Source organism: Streptomyces sp. NPDC001093 (assembly GCF_040298985.1).
Taxonomy (GTDB): Bacteria; Actinomycetota; Actinomycetes; order Streptomycetales; family Streptomycetaceae; genus Streptomyces.
Genome location: NZ_JBEPBF010000071.1, coordinates 1 through 21,860, shown reverse-complemented (window position 1 = coordinate 21,860; position 21,860 = coordinate 1). Strand labels below are relative to the sequence as shown.

Sequence of the window (21,860 nt, the reverse complement as noted above, 5' to 3'; positions counted from 1 at the left end):
GCATCTGCGCAGAAATTTCACACACGGTCGGCTGCTCGAGCTCTGCACGTCATAGGGGCAAGATCTTTGCAACCACAAAACCAAGCCATGAAGCACTGACTGTGACCGCCCGTGAGGTGGCGCAACCGCCGGCCCGCGACCAGCCGGCGGGGTTGGTGGAGGCGGTGGGGGACGGGGGAGACCACCGGAGCGCCCGCACAGGGATGCAGTCAGGTGGCCAAACGCCTTGGCATCGACGCGCGTTCTGCCGGGGCCCGGCGCCGGTCGTCACCCTTCTGCTCGCCTCTCCAGTGCACCACGCCTGCGGCGGGCGTCCCGCAGGGCCACCGCGCCTCCGCTCAGGCCCGCCACCAGTACGGCCACGCCGATGGCCACGTACGTGGCGATGCGGGCGGTGCGTTCCTGAGGGGTTTCGCCGAGGGTGAGCTTGGCCGGGGTCGGGGCCTCCACATGGGTGAGGCCGGCGTCGGGGCGGGGGGCCTCGATCGGGTGGTCGTCCTCGGTGAGGGCGCGGACCGGGTCGACCACGCCCCAACCCACCAGGCGGTCATGGCCGTTGATCGAACGCTCTGCCGTCTGCTCGATCTGGGCCACGACCTCGCGGGCCGTCCAGTCGGGGTGCTTGGCCTTGATCAGCGCTGCCACGCCGGCAACGTAGGGCGCGGAGAAGCTCGTGCCGTTGTCGGAGCAGTGGCCGCCCTCGGGCACCGTCGAGATCATGTCGACGCCCGGGGCGGCGACGCCGACCCAGCTTCCGGACTGGGAGAAGGCCGCGCGTTCGTTGTTGCGGTCGGAGGCGGCGACTGCGAGGACGCCGTCGTAGGAGGCGGGGTACGTCCGCTTGGTGTTGCCGTCGAGGCCGTCGTTGCCCGCCGACGCCACCACCACTATGCCTCGGTTCAGGGCCTCGTTGATCGCGTTCAGCAGCTCGTCGCCCGGTGCCACGGCATTCGTCGTGTCCTGGGAGATGTTGATGACCTGGGCCTTGACGTCGATCGCGTGCTTGATCGCCTTGGCGAGGGTGGAGGACGTGCCGTGGCCCTCGGCGTCGTTCTGCTTGATCGGGATGATCGTGGCCTCGGGGGCGAGCCCGACGAACCCGGTGCCCTTCATGGGGCGGGCGGCGATGATGCCCGCCACGCGGGTGCCGTGGCCGACCGTGTCGGTCGTGGGCTTGGACTTGGCGCCGTCGACCGGCTTGCCCTTGCTGTCCTTGGGGGGCAGGAGGTTCGCGCCCAGGGACGCGTCCACCGCGGGGGTCAGCTGAGGGTTGGCCGTGTCGACGCCCGTGTCGATGACCGCCACCTTCACGCCCTTGCCCTTGGACTGGCTCCACAGTTCATCGAGGTTGACGCGCTGCAGGGCCCATGGTGTGCCGGCGTACTTGTGGTTGGTCCTGGAGAACGTGCACTGGTCGGACACGGAGTCCGCGGCGGCCATCGGTGCCGCCGGCAGCGACGCGGCAAGGGCCAGCGCCGTCGCCAGGATCGTACGTGTGCGCAGCGTGGATCGCATCGGCGTGCCTCACGAACCCTGCGGCTGGCGTGCCGCCGCCGTCGACAGACGTGGGCCCGTCGGCAGGAACTCCGACCAGGCGGCCGGGACGGGAGCCGGGGTCACACCGGCGTAGCCGAGGCGGGTCTGCGCCAGCTGGGCCTCCTGCTGGAGTTCCTTGCGCTGCTGGGGCGTGATACCGATGCCCTTGTCGTCGGTGGCGCTGTCGTCGTTGGACTGCAGGGCATAGCGCAGGCCGGTGTCGGTCACCAGGAAGACCGGGCCGTCCTTGGTCGCGGTGCCCTGGAACTGGCGGTACAACTGGCCCGAACCGGCGGTGACGTAGGCACTCGAGGAGCCGGTGGGCAGGACCGCCGGGAAGTCCTTGCCCGCCCAGGTGGTCAGCGTGGTGTTCCCGTTGCCGGGATCGACGTGGTTCAGGACGTTGCAGATCGTGCTGCGGCTGCCGTCGGCGGTGGAGGCGTCGTTGACCGCGCTGGGCTTCTGCGTCGGCCATTTGTGTTCGGCAGCGAACGGCGTGCCCCGGGTGATGGCGCCCGCGCTGACCTCCTGGGCGTGACCGGCCTGGCCGAGCTTGACGAGGTCCCTGCTGGCCAGCAGCAGCTGGGCGACGAAGTCCGAGACGGGCGCGACGCGGCCCGGCAGCACGACGAAGTACTGCTCCTGGCCGTTGACCGGCGCCCTGAGGACCATGCCGACCTTGTTGGCGTCGCCGAGCTCACCGGGCGCGTTCGCGGCGGCGCCCGGGACGCCGGTGATCTGCGGGAAGCTGATGCGGTCGCCGAGGTGGAGGGTGTCGATCCACGCCCTGGTCACCTGCTGCGGCTTGCGGTCAGCGCCCACGAGGGTCTCCAGCAGGAGCGGGTCGGACCCGTCCAGCGGGTACGCCGTGCCCTGCGCGTCGACCACGTACTGCTTCTTGTCCGTCGGAGTGGTGACGTAGAGAAGTTCGCCGCCTTGCAACTTCTCCGGCCCGTCGGTCAGCTTCTGGTCGCGCTTGGCCAGGACGAACGCGGCCTTCTGGATGGAGCTGCCGCTGCCGCTCGGCCGTTCGCAGACGGCCCACTCCTTGGTCGCGCCGGCTTCGCTGTCGGAGGGCAGGCGGTCCGGGGCATAGGGGATGCCGATGGTGACGCCGTGCGGGATCTTGCCGTTGTCGAGGATCGACTCGTCCACGGTGACCACGCTGACGTCGTTCTGGCTGTCGAGAACGAGCTTGGCGGACGCCATGTTGAGGACGGGGTGCAGTTGCACCTTGCCCTCCGTCTTCAGCACGACGTACCGCGTGGTGGACTTGCTGGCGATGATCACATTCTGCCCGGGCTTGTCCCAGCCCTGCGGCGCGGTCGGCTTGAACATGCCCCAGGCGCCGAAGGCGGCGAGGACGACGACACCGACGATGGTGCCGGGCAGGACGGCGCGCAGCGGCCGCGGCGCCCCCTCGTCGGAGGCATCCGGCGAGGACTGCACGAACGACGCGAGCATGCGACGCTTCGCGAAGGTGTAGGCGTTGAGTTGGTCCCGCCGAGATGCCATCTGTGCCTTTTTCTCCCCGTGACTCACGCGGAGGGCGCCCGGGGACCACACTCCCCCGCCCTCCGTTGTCGGACCCGGCCCCTACTATGCCTGGTACGGAGCGGGTCTCGTGGAGCGGGTAGGGTACCTGGGCCCTCAAGGGCCTTGTTGAGTGGCCTGATTCCAGCGAGTTGTGAGCAAATCGGGGGGATGCCGTGATGGCTTCCGGAACGCGGTCGCGTACGCGCGACCGATCGGCGGCACGAGGTCGTGCGGCTCGGTCCGCAGCGCCGGCGCGCGGGGCTTCCGCCCGGAGCGACGCGGCGCAGCAGCCGGTCGCGTTCGGCCTCAGGCCCCGGCCGGGCCAGGCCGGTTCGTTCCGTTTGCAACGGCTCGTACTGGTAGAGCTGGCGGCCGCATCGCTGGTCGTCGGCCTCGCCATCGGGATGGTGGCCCTCGTGCCCGCCGCGGTCGTGGCCGTGACACTCATCCTGCTGGCCTTCGTACGGCGGCGGGGCCGGTCGCTGCCCGAGTGGTTCGCCACCGCACGGGAGTTGCGGGCACGCCAGAAGCGGGCCGCGAGCACCCCGATACCAGCGGGCACGGAGCCGGGGCTGGTCCCTGCCGTGGAGTGCGAGCCCGCACTGCGCACGTACTCCCACGGCCCGCGTGACCGGCGCCCGGTCGGCATCATCGGCGACGGGACGTTCGTCACGGCCGTGCTCCAGGTCGAGGCCGACGCGACCGCGCTGCGGGCCGAGCGCAGCCGGCAGCCGCTGCCGGTCGCCCTGGTGCGGGACGCGCTGGAAGTGGACGGGATCCGGCTGGAGTCGGCCCAGATCGTGCTGCACACCCAGCCGGCGCCCGCGCTGCACCTGCCCCAGCAGTCCGTCGCCGTCTCCAACTACCTTCCGTTGCAGGAGCAGACGGGTGCCCCCGCGGTGCGCATCACCTGGATCGCGCTGAAGCTGGACCCTGAGCTGTGCGCGGAGGCCGTGGCCGCGCGCGGCGGCGGACTGCTCGGGGCGCAGAAGTGTGTCGCGCGGACCGCGGACCATCTCGCGAGCCGGCTGACCGGCGCAGGCTTCCGGGCGCGCGTGCTCGACGAGGAGGAGCTGGTCGCCGCGCTCGCCACCTCGGCCTGCGCCAACCCGCTGGTCACCGCCGAGGCGGGACGCAGCGAGAACCGGGAGCGGCGGACGGAGGAGTCCGGGCGCAGCTGGCGCTGCGACAACCGGCGGCACACGACGTACTGGGTCAGGCGCTGGCCCCAACTGGGCGGTGGCCGGGGCGAGTCGCTGCCGCACTTCGTCGCCCGGGTCACGGCGATACCGGCGCTCGCGACCACGTTCAGCCTCACTCTCGCCCACGGCGAGCGACAGGAAGTGATCCTGTCCGCGCATCTTCGGGTGACCGGGCGCAGCGACGACGAACTCGTGGCGGCGCGACGCGCGCTGGAGAGCGCCGCCCGGCAGGCAGGGGCCGGTCTGGCCCGCCTCGACCGGGAACAGCTGCCCGGCATGCTGGCCACACTGCCCCTCGGAGGTGCGCGGTGACGACGATTCCGACGACGTCCTCGATGCCGGGCACGGAGGCCCCGGCGGCGTCCGGTCCGCGCCGGATGGGCGAGCTGCTGCGGCACGGACTGGGCCTGATCGGGCCCCGGCACGGGCGGCACGGACTGCTCGCGCAGCAACTGGAGGCGCTCGCCCTGCCCATCGGGGACGACGGCGTGGTGGCCGGCGTCGACGCCGAGGGCCAGCCGGCCGTGCTGGGCATCAACCGGCCCACGCCGTACGACGTCGTGCTGATCGGTGGCCTGTGGACCGCCCAGGTACTGGCGCTGCGCTCGGCGGCCACCGGCGCCCGGGTCGCGGTGGAGACCGGCCGGCCGCAGGCCTGGATCCAGATGGTGCACGCGATGGGCGGCGGGCAGAACGGGCTGTCCGTGTACGACGTCGGTCGCGTGCCACCGCAGGGCGCCTCGGCCGGTACGCCCGTACTGGTGGTGCGGGACTGCGGTATGCGGCCGCCGCGGGGTCGCGTGGTGTCCGGTCCCTGGCAGTCGGTGCTGACCCTGCTGCCCTATCTCAGCCCGGTCGCGCCCCGGCTGTTGCGTCAGGCGCGGCTGGCCGGCATCCAGCGGGTCTCGCCGGACGAGGCCGCCGAACTGGGGCGCACCATGGGACTGACGCGGACCGAGGTCGAGTCGCTGCCGGCGCTGCCCGACGGCGTCACCCTGTGGTGCACTGATCGTGACCGGCAGTACGTGATGACCCAACCCACCGACGCCGAGATCGGATTGTTGGGCACACCTCGCCGGATGGACTGAACTGCCCTTCCTATCCGTTTTGTTCGCGGTAACCGTGTTCCCCGTTCGTCCGTTGTCCGCCGATTCGACCTCAATTCCTCTGTCAGGCAACGCGGCAAGCGGGCCGTTCTGGCTGCGCTGTGACCCGGTGGATGTGTGCTCAGAGGCGGGCGGGCCTGCCGTGGGACGGCTCGTGGTGATTAGGCTGGGAGCGGGCGCGATGGCACGACCCGTGACCGGGCGATCGGTGTCCCAGGGGGAGAACCGTCGGCTCGGACTGCCCCGAATGACCACGGACGACTCGGAACGACACGACATGGTCGCCCCGGCACGGCATGAGGGTGTTCGACCACACCAGGAGGAACTGTGAACAGCGATCGGGACGGGATCCGCGGGGGCTGGGAGACACCCGACGACGACCAGACCGACGCGGAGTCCGCCATCGAGATGACGGGCGAGTTCACCATCGACTACGCGCCGCCGGCCTGGTACACGCAGAACGCGCAGAGCTCGTCCGGTGCGCCTTCGCCGGCTTCGGCGCCCCCGCCGCCCCCGCCGGCGCACGGCGCGCCCTACACCCCGCCTCCGCCTTCCCAGGGCGCGCCTTATGCCCCGCCTTCGCCGACTCAGGGCGCCCCCTACACTCCGCCTCCGCCGGCCCAGGGCGCCCCCTACGCCGCGCCCATGCCGCCCGCGCCGCCCGTCGGGAATCCCGTCCCGATGCCGCGGTTGCCCGAGGGTTTCGAGGCGCAGCAGCCGCAGGCCGCCCAGCCGGCTCAGCCGGAGGCCCCGGCGCCCGCGGTCGAACCGGAGACGAGCAACGGGGACCTGGAGAGCGGGGCCACGATGCGGTTCTCCGCCGTGGCCCTGAAGCGCGAGATCGCGGAAATCGCCGAGCGCACGGCCGCGATGCGGGACGACGCGGGCGAGGAGGGCTCCGCGGAGGGTACGGCCACGGGCTCCGCCGGTGCTGAGGGCAGCACGTCCGAGGCGTCCGGGTCCGAGGGCGCCGAGGAGCGGTCGGGTGCGACCCCCGTGGCCCCCGTGGACGCGGTCTCCGCGGACGCCGACTCCGACTCCGGGGAGGGCGCGGCCGGTTCTGCGGCCGATGCCGGTGAGGACGAAGGTGACGGCGAGACCAAGGCCCAGGCCGACGTCGAGGTCGAGGACACGGCCGAGGGCGACGCCGATGCCGAGGCCGCGGAGACGGACGGCGCCCGGGACGGGTCCACCGTCAGCGCCGAGTCCGACGGCACCGTGGCCCCGGATGCGGTCGCGCAGGACGCCGTCGTCGCCGACGCCGCCACCGACGCCGCCACCGAGGCCGACGTGCAGGACGGCGTGCCTCAGAACGAAGTAGCAGCGGCGGACGGCGCACAGCCGGACGGCACCGCGCAGACCGGCGCGCCCCAGGACGCCGTACCGCCCGCTCCCCCGGCCCCCCAGGATGCCCAGCCCGGCTGGGCGCCGCCGCCCGCGCCGCACAGCGGGGTGCCTCCGCTGCCGCCCTCCTACCAGCCCGCGGCGCCCGCCCCTGCGGCCCAGTGGCCCGCGCAGCAGCAGCCGTCGGCCGCGCAGGGCCCCGGTGGCGGGCCCGGCCAGCAGCCGCCGTTCCAGCCGCAGGCCCCGCAGCCCGCGCCCGCCGCCTGGAACCAGCCGAACCAGGCCGGCGCGCCCTTCGCACCGCAGCCCGGTCAGCCCGGTCAGCCGAACCCGGCGGGCCCCAACGTGTCCAGCGGTTACGGCTTCCCCCAGCCCGGTACCCCCAACGCGCAGCCCCAGCCCCAGCCGGGCGGTTACGGCTTCCCGCAGCCCCCTGCGCCGCAGCCGAACCCCAACGACCCCCACGCATCCGGCGGTTACGGCTTCCCCCAGCCCAGCGCTCCCAACGCCCAGCCCCAGCCCGGTGGTTACGGCTTCCCGCAGGGGCCGGGCGGTGCGCCGGCAGCCGAGGGCCAGCAGGCCCCACATGCGCCGCAGGCTCCGCAGGTACCGCAGGCCCCGGTCGATCCGCGGTCCGGTGCCGCCTGGCCGCAGCCCGTCCGGCACGACCAGCGGCAGCCGACCAACCCCGGTGCCGCGCCGCTCGGTTACACGGCCGCCGTGGAGCTGTCCTCGGACCGGCTGCTGAACAACAAGAAGCAGAAGGCGAAGAGCGGACGGCCCGCGGCGGCGGGCGGCAGGTTCAAGCTCGGTGGCAAGAAGGAGGAGGCCGAGCGGCAGCGCAAGCTGGAGCTGATCCGCACCCCGGTGCTGTCCTGCTACCGGATCGCGGTCATCAGCCTCAAGGGCGGCGTCGGCAAGACGACCACGACCACCGCGCTGGGCTCCACCCTCGCCACCGAGCGGCAGGACAAGATCCTCGCCATCGACGCGAACCCGGACGCCGGTACGCTCGGGCGGCGCGTGCGCCGGGAGACGGGTGCCACCATCCGTGACCTCGTGCAGGCGATCCCGTACCTGAACTCGTACATGGACATCCGGCGGTTCACCTCGCAGGCGCCCTCCGGTCTGGAGATCATCGCCAACGACGTGGACCCGGCCGTCTCGACCACGTTCAACGACGAGGACTACCGGCGCGCGATCGACGTCCTCGGACGGCAGTACCCGATCATCCTGACCGACTCGGGCACCGGTCTGCTGTACAGCGCCATGCGCGGGGTGCTCGACCTCGCCGACCAGCTGATCATCATCTCCACGCCGTCCGTGGACGGCGCCAGCAGCGCCAGTACGACGCTGGACTGGCTGAGCGCGCACGGATACGCCGACCTGGTCTCCCGCTCGCTCACCGTGATCTCCGGTGTCCGCGAGACCGGCAAGATGATCAAGGTCGAGGACATCGTGGCGCACTTCGAGACGCGCACGCGCGCGGTCGTGGTCGTGCCCTTCGACGAGCATCTGGCCGCCGGTGCCGAGGTCGACCTCGACATGATGCGGCCCAAGACGCGCGAGGCGTACTTCAATCTCGCCGCGCTGATCGCCGAGGACTTCGTACGGCACCAGCAGGCGCACGGGCTGTGGACCAGCGACGGCAACCCGCCACCGGTGGCCGCCCCGCCGATGCCGGGCCAGCCCATGCCGGGCCAGCCGTACCCGCAGGCACCCGGCCAGGAGCTGTACACCGGGCCTCCGCAGCAGCCCTATCCGCCCCAGCAGGGACAGCCGCCGTACCCGCAGGCGCCGGGGCAGCAGCCGTACCCCCAGGCGGCGCCGGGCCAGCAGCCCTATCCGCAGGCCGCGCCGGGCCAGCAGCCCTATCCGCCGCAGCAGCCCGCCCAGCCGTACGGCTATCCCCAGCCGCCGCAGGGGCAACAGCCTCCGCAGGCCCCGCCGCCGCCACAGCAGCAGCAGTAAGTGAAAGGGCGGCCGGTGCTCGTCGCACCGGCCGCCCTTTCGTGCTCGTAGAGTCGTCGAAGGCCTACTCCTCCGCCGCCACGATCTCCCGGCACCGCTTCACATCCGCGGCGATCTGCTCCAGCAGGGCCTCCAGGGTGTCGAACCTGGCCTGGCCGCGCACGTAGGCGAGGAAGTCGACGGCGACGTGCAGGCCGTACAGGTCGAGGCCGACGCGGTCGATGGCGTACGCCTCCACCGTGCGCTCGGTGCCGTCGAACTGCGGGTTCGTGCCGACGGAGATCGCGGCCGGCATGGCCTCGCCCTCGACGTGCAGATAGCCGGCGTACACGCCGTCGGCGGGGATCGCGGTGTGCGGGAGCGTCTCGACGTTGGCCGTCGGGAAGCCCATGTCGCGGCCGCGCTGGGCGCCGCGCACGACCACGCCCTCCACGCGGTGGGGGCGGCCCAGGATCTCGCGGGCGCCCTCCACGTCGCCCTCGGCGACCAGGCGGCGGGTCAGGGTCGAGGAGAACGGCAGGCCGCCGCCCGCCTCGCCGGTGACGTACAGGTCGACGACCTCGACCTCGAAGTCGTAGGTCTTGCCCTGCTCGGCGAGGAACTCGACGTTGCCGGCGGCCTTGTGGCCGAAGCGGAAGTTCGGGCCCTCGACGACCGCCTTCGCGTGCAGCTTGTCCACCAGGACCTTCACCACGAAATCGGCGGGCGAGAGCTTCGAGAACTCGGTGGTGAAGGGGAGGATGAGCACCGCGTCCACGCCCAGGTCCGCCATCAGCTCGGCGCGGCGGTGGTGCGGGGCGAGCAGCGGCGGATGGCTGCCGGGGCGGACGACCTCGCTGGGGTGCGGGTCGAAGGTGACCACGACGGCCGGGACGCCCAGCTCGCGGGCGCGGTCGACGGCGTGCTTGATGATCAGCTGGTGGCCACGGTGGACGCCGTCGTAGGAACCGATGGTGACGACGCTGCGCCCCCAGTCCTGGGGGATGTCCTCCAAGCCACGCCAGCGCTGCACTGTGACCGCTCCTCGAACCCGTGTCCATAACGACGCTTAAGACTTGCGCAGGTCTAAGGGTGCCATGCCGGGTGCCCCGGGCTCGCATCGGTATCGGGGCTGTGACCGGGCGCACGTTCCGGGCCGTCTTCCCAGCCGTCTCTTTTCGCCGCCGCTCAGGCCGTACTTCCATGCCGCTCACGCCGGTACCCGGACGCCGGCGAGGTTCTCCAGCATGCGGCGGGTGCTGGGGCCGACGACGGCGGCCCATTCGTCCGGTGTGGCGGCCAGCCAGCCGGCCATCCGCGCGGCGAAGCCGGGCACGTGCCGGCCCAGGTCGACCAGGCCGCGGTCGAAGCGGGTGGCGCCCTCGGGAGTGCGGACGAGGAGCAGCCCGGTGCGGTGGACGAGACCACGGATCTCCTCCTCGCGACCGTCGCAGTCGCAGTCGCCGTAGCCGTCACAGCCGCCGTAGCCGTCGCCGTCGCAGCCGCCGTGGCCGTCGCCGTCGGCGTGGCCGCCACCGTCGCAGTCGCCGGGTTCGGCCACCGCGTGCAGGACGGCGTCCAGCACGGACGGTTCTCGTTCGCGGGCGAGCAGCACCTCCAGGAGCTCGCGGCGCAGCGGGCGGGAGGCGGGGGTGCCGGCGCCGGCGAGGACGGTGGCGAGGGCGGCGCGGAGCTGTTCGGGGGCGCCGTCGAGCAGGCCCGTGACCAGGGGCAGCAGGACCGGGCGGACGGTGGGGCCCTGGGCCAGGCGGCGGTCGACGTGGGCGGCGAGGCGGCCGGCGGTCTGCGGGCGCAGCCGTACCGCCTCCTGGATCAGGGCCGCCACGCGGCGGGCCAGGGCCGGGGTGGTGACGTCGGTGAGGGTGCCCAGGGCCTCCTCCGCGTGCGGGCCGCGCAGCCGGGCCTGGAAGGCCTCCAGGACCGGTTCGGGGTGAGTGGTCAGGGCGGGGGCCAGGGCGCCCGGCGGGACCTGCGGGTCGCCGTCGGCGAAGTGCCGCAGGGCCGCGGCGAGGTGCCGGTCACGGGTGTGCGGGTCGCGGACCAGCAGGGCGAGGGCGCCGCCGTGCAGGGTGCAGTCGGCGGGGCGGGCGAGCAGGGCGAGGGCGGCGTAGCGCAGCAGCTCGCGGTCGGCGTCCGAACGGACGTGGGGCGCCACGCGCAGGCCGAAGGTCACGGCCGCGACCCGGCGGGCGGGGCGCTCGTCGTGTGCCCAGCGGTCGACCGCCCGGCAGACGGCCGACGGCTCGTCCTCGGCGAGGGTCGCGAGCAGTTCGTCGGCGCGCCGGTGCGCGGCGGCCACCAGGATCTCGGTGAGGTCGTCCAGCGCGCCGTGCCGGTGGGTGTGCAGCAGCGCCTGCGCGGCGGTCGCCACGGTGGCGTGCGGAGTCGCGGGCAGCGGCCGTTCGTCGTCGAACCAGCAGGTCAGCCGCGGCTGTACGACGGCGGGCGCGGCCGCGAGCAGCCGGGCGACGGCGTCCAGGTAGCGTTCGCCGGCCTCCGGGGGCGCCGGGTCGGCCAGCACGAGCCGGCGCAGCAGCTCGAGCCGCTCGGTGTCGCGGACCGGCAGCTGGGTCCAGAAGCCCGGACCGAAATCGGCCGGCACGGGCCGCTGTGCGCGGCGCCAGGCGACGATCCGGTCGGCGAGCACCCGCAGCACCTGGGTGTACGGCATCGCGTCCGGGACCTGCAGCAGGGTGCCGGCGAGCAGCCGGGCGGCCCACCAGGAGCCGGGGTCGCGGTCCAGGGCGTCCGTCAAGTCCCGCAGGCGGGAGGCCAGTTGGTGTTCGCCGTGCTGCCGGGCGAGTTGCAGCAGGGCCTGGACGACGGGGCCGATGCGATGGTGCGGCACCGGCACGGGAGCGGTTTCGCCGTCGGCACGGGGGCGGTGGACCAGGGCGCGCAGGGCCTCGTCGAGGTCGAGGTGCATGCCCTGGATCCAGTCGGCCAGCTCCTCGTGCGCGAAGCGGTAGCCCCGGCCGGCCGGGACGAGCAGGCCCTCGGCCAGTACGGCGGACGCCCAGCCGGTGCCGCCGCCGAGCCGGGCGGGGGCGGGTCCCCAGGGGAACACCGCCTCGAACGACGCCCGGTCCAGCTCCCCCTGTCCGGGCCCGAGGCTGCGCCGGGCGGCCTCGTGGACCTGCCCGGCCACGCGAGCGGCGAGCCGACGTACGGCGGTGCCGCGCAGGCCGCTCTCGGCGGCGAGCCGGACCGCGATCCGCAGGCACATCAGGTCCAGGTGGGCGGCGAACACCTCGTGCCGGTCGACCGGCCCCGCGATCTCCGCGTCCGGGGTGGCGGCCCGGACTTCGGACAGCAGCCGGAGGGCGAGCGGATGCCGGGCGTCGCCCTCGGCGAGGGCGCCGTCCGGGATCGCGTAACGCACGCGGGCCAGACGGGCCTCCTCGGCTGTGAGGTCGGGGAGGTGCATGCAGGGTGGGAGGGGTGCCGTGGGCCTGGTGGGGGCGGTGCAGGGCTCGGTGGGCGTCGGGGGGCCTGCCTGAGCGGCGGGATCGGCAGGAACGGCATGAGGGGGATCGGCAGGAACGGCAGACGCGGCGGGCGCTGACGCCCTGGGCGGGGTGGCCGGGGCCTCGGGAATCCCCGGCCCCGCAGAACCGGTCGGGGCCGTACAACCGGTCGGGGCCGCGGAAGTGGCGAGAGCGCCCGGAGCCGTGGAGCCGGTCGAAGCCTCAGCCGCGGCGGACCCCGCCGATACCCCGGAAACAGCGGACCCCTCCGAACCCGCGCAATGAGCGACACGGGCTGACGCCGCCGGAGCCGGCGGGGTGGCGGTGGCCGCAGGAGGCGTCGGCGTGTGCAGGAGGTCGGCGGGGAAGTGTGCTCCCGCCCGCTCCCAGTACTCCTCCCGGCAGGCCACCGCCAGACGTGCCCCGGTGCTGCGCAGCCAGTCGGCCGTCCCCCTGGTCCAGTCGGGGAGGCGGTGGGCGAGGACGGGGGGCATCTCCTCGGGGCCGTCCAGGAGGAGCAGGAGCGGGCGGCCGGCACGGGCGGCGAGGTGGGCCAGGTGTTCGGGGGTGAGGTCGCCGAGTGTCTCGGGGCGGACGGAGCGGGCGGCGGCGACGATTCTGGCGGCCCGTTCGAGGGTGCGGCGGGCCGCGTCGGCCACCGACTCGTCGGCATCCTCCAGGTCTGCGCCGCGCAGCCACAGCGTCGGGGCGAGCCGCTCGCCGTGGGCCCGTCGGGCGGCGAGGTCCGCGAGTGCCGTCGTACGGCCGCTGCCGGGGGCGCCGACGAGCCCGAGCACGGCCCGGTCGCCGTCCGTGAAGGCGGCCAACTCCCGTGCGACTCCGTGGCGTTCGACCGGTTCCACGGCACCGGCGAGAAGGCCCTGCGGGCCGTCCTGGCCGACCGAGGTGGCGGTCAGCTGCAGGATGCCGGCCAGGTTGAGGTCGGCGCCGTAGGCGGGCGCGGTGGCCGCGTTGCGGGCGAGCAGCTCGGCCAGGGGGCCGTCGGCGGGCCGTAGCGGCACCGCGAAACCCGTGTCGCGCTGGGCGGAGTGCAGGGCGCTGCCGAGGACGCCGATCACCGCGCCGGTATCCGCGTCGAGCACCGGTCCCCCGGCCGAACCGCCGCCCAGCCGCAGCGCGTCCCGGCCGGCGGTGCCGATCGCCAGCTCCAGCGCGTCCTGGAGGAGGTGGAAGCGGTCGGTGGCGGTGTACGTCACCTCGGTCGCGTCCAGCACCCGCGCCTGACGCCAGCAGCCCGCGGGGATCCGTACATAGGTTCCGGCGTCGATCCGCTCCCGTACGGACAGCGGCAGCGGGTCCAGCCCGAGGCCCTCGGTGCGGACCAGGGCCAGGTCGCGCTCGGGCAGCGGGGTGACGGCGTCGGCGGCGACCACGCAGGTCCGGTCGCCCCCCGCGACCTGCAGGACGAGCCGGGGCAGGCCGTCGACCGTCTCGTGGCTGGTGAGCAGGGTGCCCTGGTGATCGGCGAGGAAGCCGACGCCGCGGAGCCGGCCGGCGAGGTCGCGGAGCTGGACGAGGGCGGGATCGGGGCGGGGGCCGACGAGGTGCGTGCCCGGGGCGGCCGCGGTGTCCGGGTGGCCTGCGGTGGAGCTTGCGTGGCCTGCGGTGGGGTTCGAGAGGTCTGCGGTGTCACCGGTGCCTGTGGTGCCTGTGGTGTAGCTGGTGGCGCCGGCGCGCCTGTCGACCGTACGGTTCCGGTGTCCCCGCCGGAAGCCGTCCGCCGCCTCCCCCGTACCGTCCGCCACCGCCCAGCGACCGCTTCCGGTGCGCGGGCCCCGTCCCGCCATGGCCGTACCTCCCCGCCTTGCCCGTGCCCTGTCTCACGACGGTAGGCGGGCGATGATCGGCGGGACAGATCGCGTGGCGAACGCGCCCCCTTCCGCTCCCCCGGTTCACTCCGAGCGCCTGCCCGGTCGGGTGAATGGACGGGTGCCGCTGGATAACCCTAGGGATGGGGGAACCGAGGGGGGACCGTGGAGCGGCGGCAGGAGCCCAACCCCGTGGCCGGCCGCCGCTCCACGGGCAGTGCCCATGGCAGGTGTCCCGGCCGAGGACGGCCGGGCGTCTCAGCCGAAGACGGCCAGGCTCTTGGCCTTGCCCTTGTGCTGCTCGACCAGTGCGAGGAAGCGGTCCTCGGGGTCGAAGACGGCGACGGGACCGGCGCCCGCGTACTCGTCGGGCATCTCCAGCCGGACGCCGTTCAGCAGCAGCCGGGCGCGCCGGGCGTCCACCTGCCAGCGCGGGAACGCGGCCCCGGCGGCGTCCGCGATCGGCATCACGGTCAGCTCCTTCTGGAGCTGGTCCAGCGTCCTCGCCGTGTCGATCTTGTACGGCCCGACGCGGGTCCGGCGCAGCGCGGTGAGGTGGCCGCCGACGCCGAGGCCGGCGCCCAGGTCGCGGGCGAGGGCGCGGATGTAGGTGCCGGAGGAGCAGACGACGGAGACGACCAGGTCGAGGACCTGGGTGCCGTCGTCGGCGACGGCGTCCCGGACGTCGTACACCGAGAAGGAGGAGACGGTCACCGGCCGGGCGGGGATCTCGAAGTCCTCGCCGTCGCGGGCCCGCTTGTACGACCGTACGCCGTCGATCTTGATGGCGCTGACCTTGGACGGGACCTGCATGATGTCGCCGGTCAGCTTGGCGATGCCGGCGTCGATGGCGTCCCGGGTCACCTTGGACGCGTCGGTGGCCGAGGTGACCTCGCCCTCGGCGTCGTCGGTGATCGTGTTCTGGCCCAGGCGGATGGTGCCCAGGTACTCCTTCTCCGTGAGGGCGAGGTGCCCGAGGAGCTTGGTGGCGCGCTCGACACCGAGGACCAGGACGCCGGTCGCCATCGGGTCGAGGGTGCCGGCGTGGCCGACCCGGCGGGTCCGCGCGATGCCGCGCATCTTGGCGACCACGTCGTGCGAAGTGAAGCCCGACGGCTTGTCGACGATGACGAGGCCGTCGGGCGTGGTGTGCTTCTGGGTCATTCCGCGGCGTCGCCGTCCGTCTCGGCCGTGTCGTCCTCGGCCGGCTTCTTGTAGGGGTCCGCGCCGGCGGCGTACGCCGCGCCGGTGGCCGCCTCACGGACCTTGGCGTCGGACTGCCGTGCCTTGTCGAGGAGGTCCTCGATGGTCCGGGCGGTGTCCGGGAGGGCGTCCGCGACGAAGGACAGGGTCGGCGTGAACTTCACCCCGGCCGCGCGTCCGACCTCGGAGCGCAGGATGCCCTTGGCGCTCTCCAGGCCCGCCGCCGCGGCCTTCCGCTCCTCGTCGTCGCCGTAGACCGTGTAGAAGACGGTCGCCTCCCGCAGGTCACCCGTGACCCGGGTGTCCGTGATGGTGACGTGCGAGCCGAGCCGCGGGTCCTTGATCCCGCGCTGCAGCTTCTGGGCCACCACCTCCCGGATGAGGTCCGCCAGCCTTTTCGCCCGCGCGTTGTCGGCCACTGGTCCGTCTCCCGTTCTTTCTTCTGCTTGCGTTGGTGTTTGGGTCCGGTCGTCAATCGTCTTCGCCGTGGAAGCGCCGTCGTACGGACAGCAGCTCCACCTCGGGGCGGGCGGCGACCAGCCGTTCGCACCGGTCGAGTACGTCGCTGACGTGCGCCGCGTCGCCGGAGACCAGGGCGAGGCCGATGACCGCTCGCCGGTGGAGGTTCATGTGATCCACCTCGGCCGCGCTCACCGCGTACTTGCGCTGGAGTTCGGCGACGATCGGGCGGACGACGGAGCGCTTCTCCTTCAGCGAGTGGACGTCGCCGAGGAGGAGGTCGAAGGACAGAGTCCCCACGTACATGTTGTGTGCCGGGTTTACCCGCCGGTACGGGATCGATGGCCTGGGAGCCACGTTACCGCCTGGCCGTCGGTGGCTCGAGCGGGTTTCCCGGGCACCGTCGGCCGCGGTGCCGCCCGGGGGCGCCGGCCCCCGGAACGGCGCGCTGGCCGGCAGGACCGCAGTCCCGCCGGCCAGCACGAACCGTCGGCCGTTACGCCCGCGGCTTCTCCCGCATCTCGTACGTCGCGATGACGTCGTCGACCTTGATGTCGTTGAAGTTGCCGAGGTTGATACCGCCCTCGTAGCCTTCGCGGATCTCGGTGACGTCGTCCTTGAAGCGACGCAGGCCCTCGATGGTGAGGTTCTCCGCGACCACCTTGCCGTCGCGGATGAGGCGGGCCTTGGTGTTGCGGCGCACCTCGCCGGAGCGGATGAGGACACCGGCGATGTTGCCCAGCTTGGACGACTTGAAGACCTCGCGGATCTCCGCCGTACCCAGCTCGACCTCTTCGAACTCCGGCTTGAGCATGCCCTTGAGGGCCGCCTCGATCTCCTCGATCGCCTGGTAGATGACCGAGTAGTACCGGACGTCCACACCCTCGCGCTCGGCCATCTGCGCCGCGCGGCCGGCCGCGCGGACGTTGAAGCCGATCACGATGGCGTCGGAGCCCATCGCCAGGTCGATGTCGGACTCCGTGACCGCACCGACGCCGCGGTGCAGGACGCGGATGTCGACCTCTTCGCCGACGTCCAGCTGGAGCAGCGAGGACTCCAGGGCCTCGACGGAACCAGAAGCGTCACCCTTGATGATCAGGTTCAGCTGCTGGACCTCGCCGGCCTTGAGCACCTTGTCCAGGTCCTCCAGGGACACGCGGCGCGTGCGCTTGGCGAAGGCCGCGTTGCGCTCACGGGCGGCGCGCTTCTCGGCGATCTGACGGGCCGTACGGTCCTCGTCGACCACCAGGAAGTTGTCACCCGCACCCGGGACGTTGGTCAGGCCCAGGACCTGGACCGGCGTCGACGGGCCGGCCTCGGCGACGTTGTTGCCGTTGTCGTCGAGCATGGCGCGGACCCGGCCGTAGGCGTCGCCCACGACCATCGTGTCGCCGACCCGCAGCGTGCCTCGCTGGACGAGGACCGTCGCCACGGCACCACGGCCGCGGTCGAGACGGGACTCGATCGAGATGCCCTGCGCGTCCTGGGCCGGGTTGGCCCGCAGGTCGAGCGAGGCGTCGGCCGTGAGGATCACGGCCTCCAGCAGCGAGTCGATGTGCAGACCCTGCTTGGCGGAGATGTCGACGAACATGGTGTCGCCGCCGTACTCCTCGGCCACCAGGCCGTACTCGGTCAGCTGACCGCGCACCTTGGTCGGGTCGGCACCCTCGACGTCGATCTTGTTGACCGCGACCACGATCGGCACGTCGGCCGCCTTGGCGTGGTTGAGCGCCTCGACCGTCTGCGGCATGACGCCGTCGTTGGCCGCGACGACCAGGATCGCGATGTCGGTCGACTTCGCACCGCGGGCACGCATGGCGGTGAACGCCTCGTGACCCGGGGTGTCGATGAAGGTGATCTTGCGCTCTTCGTCGTTGACCTCGGTCGCGACCTGGTAGGCACCGATGTGCTGGGTGATGCCGCCGGCCTCGCCCGCGATGACGTTCGTCTTGCGGATCGCGTCGAGCAGTCGGGTCTTACCGTGGTCGACGTGACCCATGACGGTGACGACCGGCGGACGGACCACCAGGTCCTCCTCGTCGCCCTCGTCCTCGCCGAACTCGATGTCGAAGGACTCGAGCAGCTCGCGGTCCTCCTCCTCCGGGCTGACGATCTGAACCGCGTAGTTCATCTCGTCGGCGAGAAGCTGCAGCGTCTCGTCGGAGACGGACTGCGTCGCGGTGACCATCTCGCCGAGGTTCATCATGACCGCGACGAGCGACGCCGGGTTGGCGTTGATCTTCTCCGCGAAGTCGGTGAGCGACGCGCCGCGGGAGAGACGGATGGTCTCGCCGTTGCCGCGCGGCAGCATCACGCCGCCGACGCTCGGGGCCTGCATGGCCTCGTACTCCTGGCGCCTCTGCCGCTTCGACTTGCGGCCACGACGCGCGGGACCGCCGGGACGGCCGAAGGCGCCCTGCGTGCCACCGCGGCCACCGGGACCGCCGGGACGGCCGCCGAAGCCGGGACGGCCACCGCCGCCACCGCCGGGACCACCACCCGGACGGCCGGCGAAGCCACCGCCGGCGCCGGCACCGGGACCAACGGGACGACCGGCGAAGCCGCCACCGCCGCCACCGGGACGGGCGAAGCCGCCGCCACCCGGACGACCGCCGCCGCCACCGGGACGACCGCCGCCACCGGGACCGCGGCCACCGGGACCACCGCCGCCGGGACGCGGGCCGGCAGCGGGACGCTGCGGCATCATGCCGGGGTTCGGGCGCGGACCGGACGGGCCGGGACGCGGACCGCCCTGCGGGCGCGGCATGCCGGCGGGCGACGGACGGGAACCGCCCGGAGCCTGCGGACGCGGACCGCCGCCCTGCTGGCCGGGGGCCTGCGGACGGGGACCGGCGCCGGGAGCACCCGGACCCCCCGGACGCGGGCCGCCCTGCGGGCGCGGGGCCTGCGGACGGGCCATGCCGGTGGAGCCACCGGAGGTGAAGGGGTTGTTACCCGGACGCGGACCGGCCGGACGGGCACCCGGACGCGGGGCCTGGCCACCGGTACGCGGGGCACCCTGGCCGGGACGGGCCTGGCCCTGGCCGGGACCACCCGGACGGGCACCGCCGGGCTTCGGGGCACCCGGACGGGCGCCGGAACGCGGACCCTGCGCGGCCGGGGCCTGCGGGGCCTGGGCGGCCGGCGGAGCGGTGAACTCCGGGGCGGCCGGAGCCGGACGCGGCGCGGGCTTGGGACCCGGAACCGGACGGGGGCCCGGGGCCGGGGCGGGCGCCGCAGGGGCCGCCGGGGCGGCCGGCTGCTGGGCAGCGGGCGCCGTCGGAGGCTTGGGGGCCAGCGGCCTCGGGGCAGCCGGACGGGCCGCCTGCGCCGGAGAGGGCGCGGCGGGCCTGGGGGCAGCCTTGCGCGGGGCGGGCTTCGCGGCGGACTTGCCGCTGCCACCGCCCTGGAAGGCGTCGGTCAGCTTGCGTACTACGGGCGCTTCGATGGTCGAAGACGCCGAACGGACGAATTCACCGAGCTCCTGGAGCTTGGCCATGACGACCTTGCTCTCAACGCCGAACTCCTTGGCGAGTTCGTAGACCCGGACCTTAGCCACTTCGCTCCTTTGAGGTCCGGGTGAAGCCGGACCGTCGCTAGTTCATGGGCGTACTCATCGCGTACTCATCGAGTGCTCATCGCAATCTCGACCTGCTTTCGACTCGCGAGGTACCAGGCCGCACGGGGTTCCGTACGGCTCGTCTTACGGTGTTGCCTGCTCGGCAACTGTTGTCTGCTCGACGTATCGGCGCAACGCCTTTGTGTCGAGCGGCCCCGGGGCGCGCAGTGCCCGCGGGAACGCCCGGCGGCGCACCGCCTGGTCGAGACAGACCAGGGCGGGGTGTACATAGGCACCCCGGCCGGGCAGCGTACCGCGAGGATCGGGGGCGCATGCGTCCTCGATCCTCACGATCCGCAGCAGATCGTTCTTGGCCGCCCGCTCCCGGCACCCCACACAGGTGCGTTCAGGGCATGCTCCGGCGTGCGTCCGGCCAGACACGGTTAAGTCTACCTCCCCGTACCGACCTCACCCCTTTGGGGCAAAGATCGAACGGCTGTTGTCGTAAACCAAGCGACCTGCGGCTTGGATCTATTCCCCGGGCCACCGGGCTGCCCGGCATCACCCGGCGTTACCAGAGTGTTACTCGGCGGCCTGTTCGGTGTCGGGCCGGATGTCGATCCGCCAGCCGGTGAGCCGGGCGGCGAGGCGGGCGTTCTGCCCCTCCTTGCCGATCGCGAGCGACAGCTGGTAGTCCGGCACGGTCACCCGGGCGGAGCGGGCGGCCAGGTCGACGACCTCCACCTTGCTCACCCGAGCGGGTGACAGGGCGTTCGCCACCATCTCGGCCGGGTCGTCCGACCAGTCGACGATGTCGATCTTCTCGCCGTTCAGCTCGCCCATCACATTGCGCACCCGGCCGCCCATCGGGCCGATGCAGGCACCCTTGGCGTTCAGACCCGAACGGGTGGACCGTACGGCGATCTTGGTGCGGTGACCGGCCTCACGGGCGATCGCGGCGATCTCCACCGAGCCGTCGGCGATCTCCGGCACCTCCAGGGCGAAGAGCTTCTTCACCAGGTTCGGGTGCGTACGGGAGAGGGTGACCGACGGTCCGCGCACGCCCTTGGCCACCCGGACGACGTACGACCGAAGGCGCATGCCGTGGGGGTAGGTCTCGCCGGGGACCTGCTCCTGCACCGGCAGGATGGCCTCCAGCTTGCCGATGTCGACCAGCACGTTCTTCGGGTCGCGGCCCTGCTGGACCACGCCGGTGACGATGTCGCCCTCACGGCCCGCGTACTCGCCGAGCGTCGCGTCGTCCTCGGCGTCGCGCAGCCGCTGCAGGATGACCTGCTTGGCGGTGGTGGCGGCGATCCGGCCGAAGCCCGACGGGGTGTCGTCGAACTCGCGGGGCTCCTGACCCTCTTCGAGGTCCTCGGGATCCTCCTTCGCCCACACGGTCACATGCCCGGTCTCCCGGTTGAGCTCCACGCGCGCGTGCCGGCGGCTTCCCTCGGTGCGGTGATAGGCGATGAGGAGGGCCGACTCGATCGCCTCGACCAGCAGGTCGAAGGAGATCTCCTTCTCCCGAACCAAGCCCCGCAGGGCGCTCATGTCGATGTCCACGGCTACGCCTCCTCCTCTTCCTTCATGTCCTTCTTGACCTTGTCGTCCTTGCGGTTGAACTCGACCTGCACGCGCGCCCTGCCGATCTCCGGGAAGCCGAGCCGGCGGGTGGTGGCCTTGCGGCCCTTCACCCCGGGCACCTCGACGTCGAGGCCCTCGTCGTCGACCTTCAGAATCCTGGCGACCAGCTCGCCGCCCTCGGTCAGCTGGAACCTCACGAGCCGGTCGGTGGCGCGCACGAAGTGCCGGTGCTCGGTGAGGAGGCGCTCCGCGCCGGGGGTTCCGACCTCCAGGTCGTACGCCGCGTCACCCATCGCGTTGGTCTCGTCGAGCTTCGCCGAGAGCGCGCGGCTCACATCGGCGATGGCGTCCAGATCGGCTCCGGTGTCGGAGTCGACGACCACGCGCAGCACCCGCTTGCGTCCGACGGAGTCCACGGCGATCTCCTCGAGATCCAGCCCCTGGGAGGTGACGAGCGGTTCCAGCAGCTCTCGCAGCCTCTCGCTCTGGGTGGTGCTCATCCGGGTGACTCCTCGGCCGCGTGTGCTGTTGTGGGATGGGTCGCGTGTCTGGTCAAAGGGTATCCGGTCGCGGGGGGTGATGCCGTCCCCTCCGGGGGTGGCGCGGGGCGCCTGTGAGCTCGGGGGTCCGGGTCTTCGGGCGGCTGCGGTTCGTGGGGCTGTTCGCGTCCACGCGGCGGAGCGGCGCATCGATACGGTCCCGCGCCCCTCGGGTGGGTCCACTGAGCCGGTGACATGGGGCGAGGGGGTGCGCGGGTACCGTGATCACCGGCGGGTGTCTTCCCGCCCGTGTGTTCGTACGAGGCCCCGAGGACGTCAGCCGTGCCGTACTCCCCACCCATGCCCGCCCCCTCGGGGCCGCGCAGAAGATCCCTGCTCGCCTCGGCCGCCGGCGCCGCCCTGCTGGTGGGCTGCTCCGCCGATCCGGACTCCGGCGGCAACAGCGCCTCGTCGGCGGCGGAGCGGGCACGCACGCGTGCCGCGCGGGACAGCCAGGGGCTGCTGGAGCGGTACGACGCCGTCCTCGCCGCGCACCCGGGGCTGGGGCCGCGGCTGGGC

Annotated in this window: 14 protein-coding genes and 1 pseudogene; 4 read left to right on the top strand and 11 right to left on the bottom strand. The window is 73.0% G+C overall.

The annotated features are described in order from the left end of the window. Window positions 1-267: 267 nt before the first annotated feature. Window positions 268-1,515: a type VII secretion-associated serine protease mycosin gene (mycP, locus tag ABT288_RS29455; RefSeq protein ID WP_351613906.1), complete on the bottom strand. Its 1,248-nt coding sequence runs from the start codon at window positions 1,513-1,515 to the stop codon at window positions 268-270. Between the two features lie 9 nt (window positions 1,516-1,524). Further along, window positions 1,525-3,051 carry a type VII secretion protein EccB gene (gene eccB, locus ABT288_RS29450; protein ID WP_351613903.1) on the bottom strand — a complete coding sequence of 509 codons (1,527 nt, stop codon included), beginning with the start codon at window positions 3,049-3,051 and terminating at the stop codon, window positions 1,525-1,527. 197 nt (window positions 3,052-3,248) lie between these two features. Between eccB and eccE the strand changes: the two genes are divergently transcribed. From eccE to ABT288_RS29435, 3 genes are all read left to right on the top strand, one after another. Beyond that, window positions 3,249-4,586: a type VII secretion protein EccE gene (gene eccE, locus ABT288_RS29445; protein ID WP_351613900.1), complete on the top strand. Its 1,338-nt coding sequence runs from the start codon at window positions 3,249-3,251 to the stop codon at window positions 4,584-4,586. A 23-nt stretch (window positions 4,587-4,609) separates the two neighbouring features. Next, the gene (locus ABT288_RS29440) at window positions 4,610-5,362 is read left to right on the top strand and encodes a hypothetical protein (RefSeq protein WP_351613960.1); all 753 of its coding nucleotides are present in this window, start codon (window positions 4,610-4,612) and stop codon (window positions 5,360-5,362) included. 345 nt (window positions 5,363-5,707) lie between these two features. Then, complete coding sequence (locus ABT288_RS29435; RefSeq protein ID WP_351613898.1) at window positions 5,708-8,695, top strand: SCO5717 family growth-regulating ATPase; 2,988 nt, start codon at window positions 5,708-5,710, stop codon at window positions 8,693-8,695. A 64-nt stretch (window positions 8,696-8,759) separates the two neighbouring features. On the opposite strand, the gene ABT288_RS29430 is transcribed toward ABT288_RS29435, so the two are convergent. From ABT288_RS29430 to rimP, 9 genes are all read right to left on the bottom strand, one after another. Further along, complete coding sequence (locus tag ABT288_RS29430; protein ID WP_351613896.1) at window positions 8,760-9,707, bottom strand: bifunctional riboflavin kinase/FAD synthetase; 948 nt, start codon at window positions 9,705-9,707, stop codon at window positions 8,760-8,762. Window positions 9,708-9,884: 177 nt separating this feature from the next. After that, window positions 9,885-13,970: a trypsin-like peptidase domain-containing protein gene (locus ABT288_RS29425; protein WP_351613893.1), complete on the bottom strand. Its 4,086-nt coding sequence runs from the start codon at window positions 13,968-13,970 to the stop codon at window positions 9,885-9,887. A 279-nt stretch (window positions 13,971-14,249) separates the two neighbouring features. Then, window positions 14,250-15,155 (bottom strand): tRNA pseudouridine(55) synthase TruB, encoded by a 906-nt coding sequence (truB, locus tag ABT288_RS29420; protein WP_351613890.1) that lies wholly within the window; start codon window positions 15,153-15,155, stop codon window positions 14,250-14,252. Beyond that, complete coding sequence (rbfA, locus tag ABT288_RS29415) at window positions 15,152-15,613, bottom strand: 30S ribosome-binding factor RbfA (RefSeq protein WP_351613887.1); 462 nt, start codon at window positions 15,611-15,613, stop codon at window positions 15,152-15,154. The genes truB and rbfA overlap by 4 nt, the downstream gene beginning before the upstream one ends. A gap of 52 nt (window positions 15,614-15,665) precedes the next feature. Beyond that, entirely contained in the window at window positions 15,666-15,959 is a 294-nt protein-coding gene (locus tag ABT288_RS29410) for a DUF503 domain-containing protein (RefSeq protein WP_351613884.1), read from the bottom strand. A 190-nt stretch (window positions 15,960-16,149) separates the two neighbouring features. Continuing rightward, window positions 16,150-19,212: a translation initiation factor IF-2 gene (infB, locus tag ABT288_RS29405; protein ID WP_351613881.1), complete on the bottom strand. Its 3,063-nt coding sequence runs from the start codon at window positions 19,210-19,212 to the stop codon at window positions 16,150-16,152. 144 nt (window positions 19,213-19,356) lie between these two features. Then, complete coding sequence (locus tag ABT288_RS29400; RefSeq protein ID WP_351613878.1) at window positions 19,357-19,653, bottom strand: YlxR family protein; 297 nt, start codon at window positions 19,651-19,653, stop codon at window positions 19,357-19,359. A gap of 141 nt (window positions 19,654-19,794) precedes the next feature. Then, window positions 19,795-20,781, bottom strand: a complete 987-nt coding sequence (gene nusA, locus ABT288_RS29395) for a transcription termination factor NusA (RefSeq protein ID WP_351613875.1) — start codon at window positions 20,779-20,781, stop codon at window positions 19,795-19,797. 2 nt (window positions 20,782-20,783) lie between these two features. Then, window positions 20,784-21,302, bottom strand: coding sequence for a ribosome maturation factor RimP (rimP, locus tag ABT288_RS29390; protein WP_351613872.1), 519 nt, complete (start codon window positions 21,300-21,302; stop codon window positions 20,784-20,786). 339 nt (window positions 21,303-21,641) lie between these two features. Between rimP and ABT288_RS29385 the strand changes: the two are divergent. Continuing rightward, window positions 21,642-21,860: pseudogene (locus tag ABT288_RS29385) on the top strand (hypothetical protein); the annotation flags it as partial.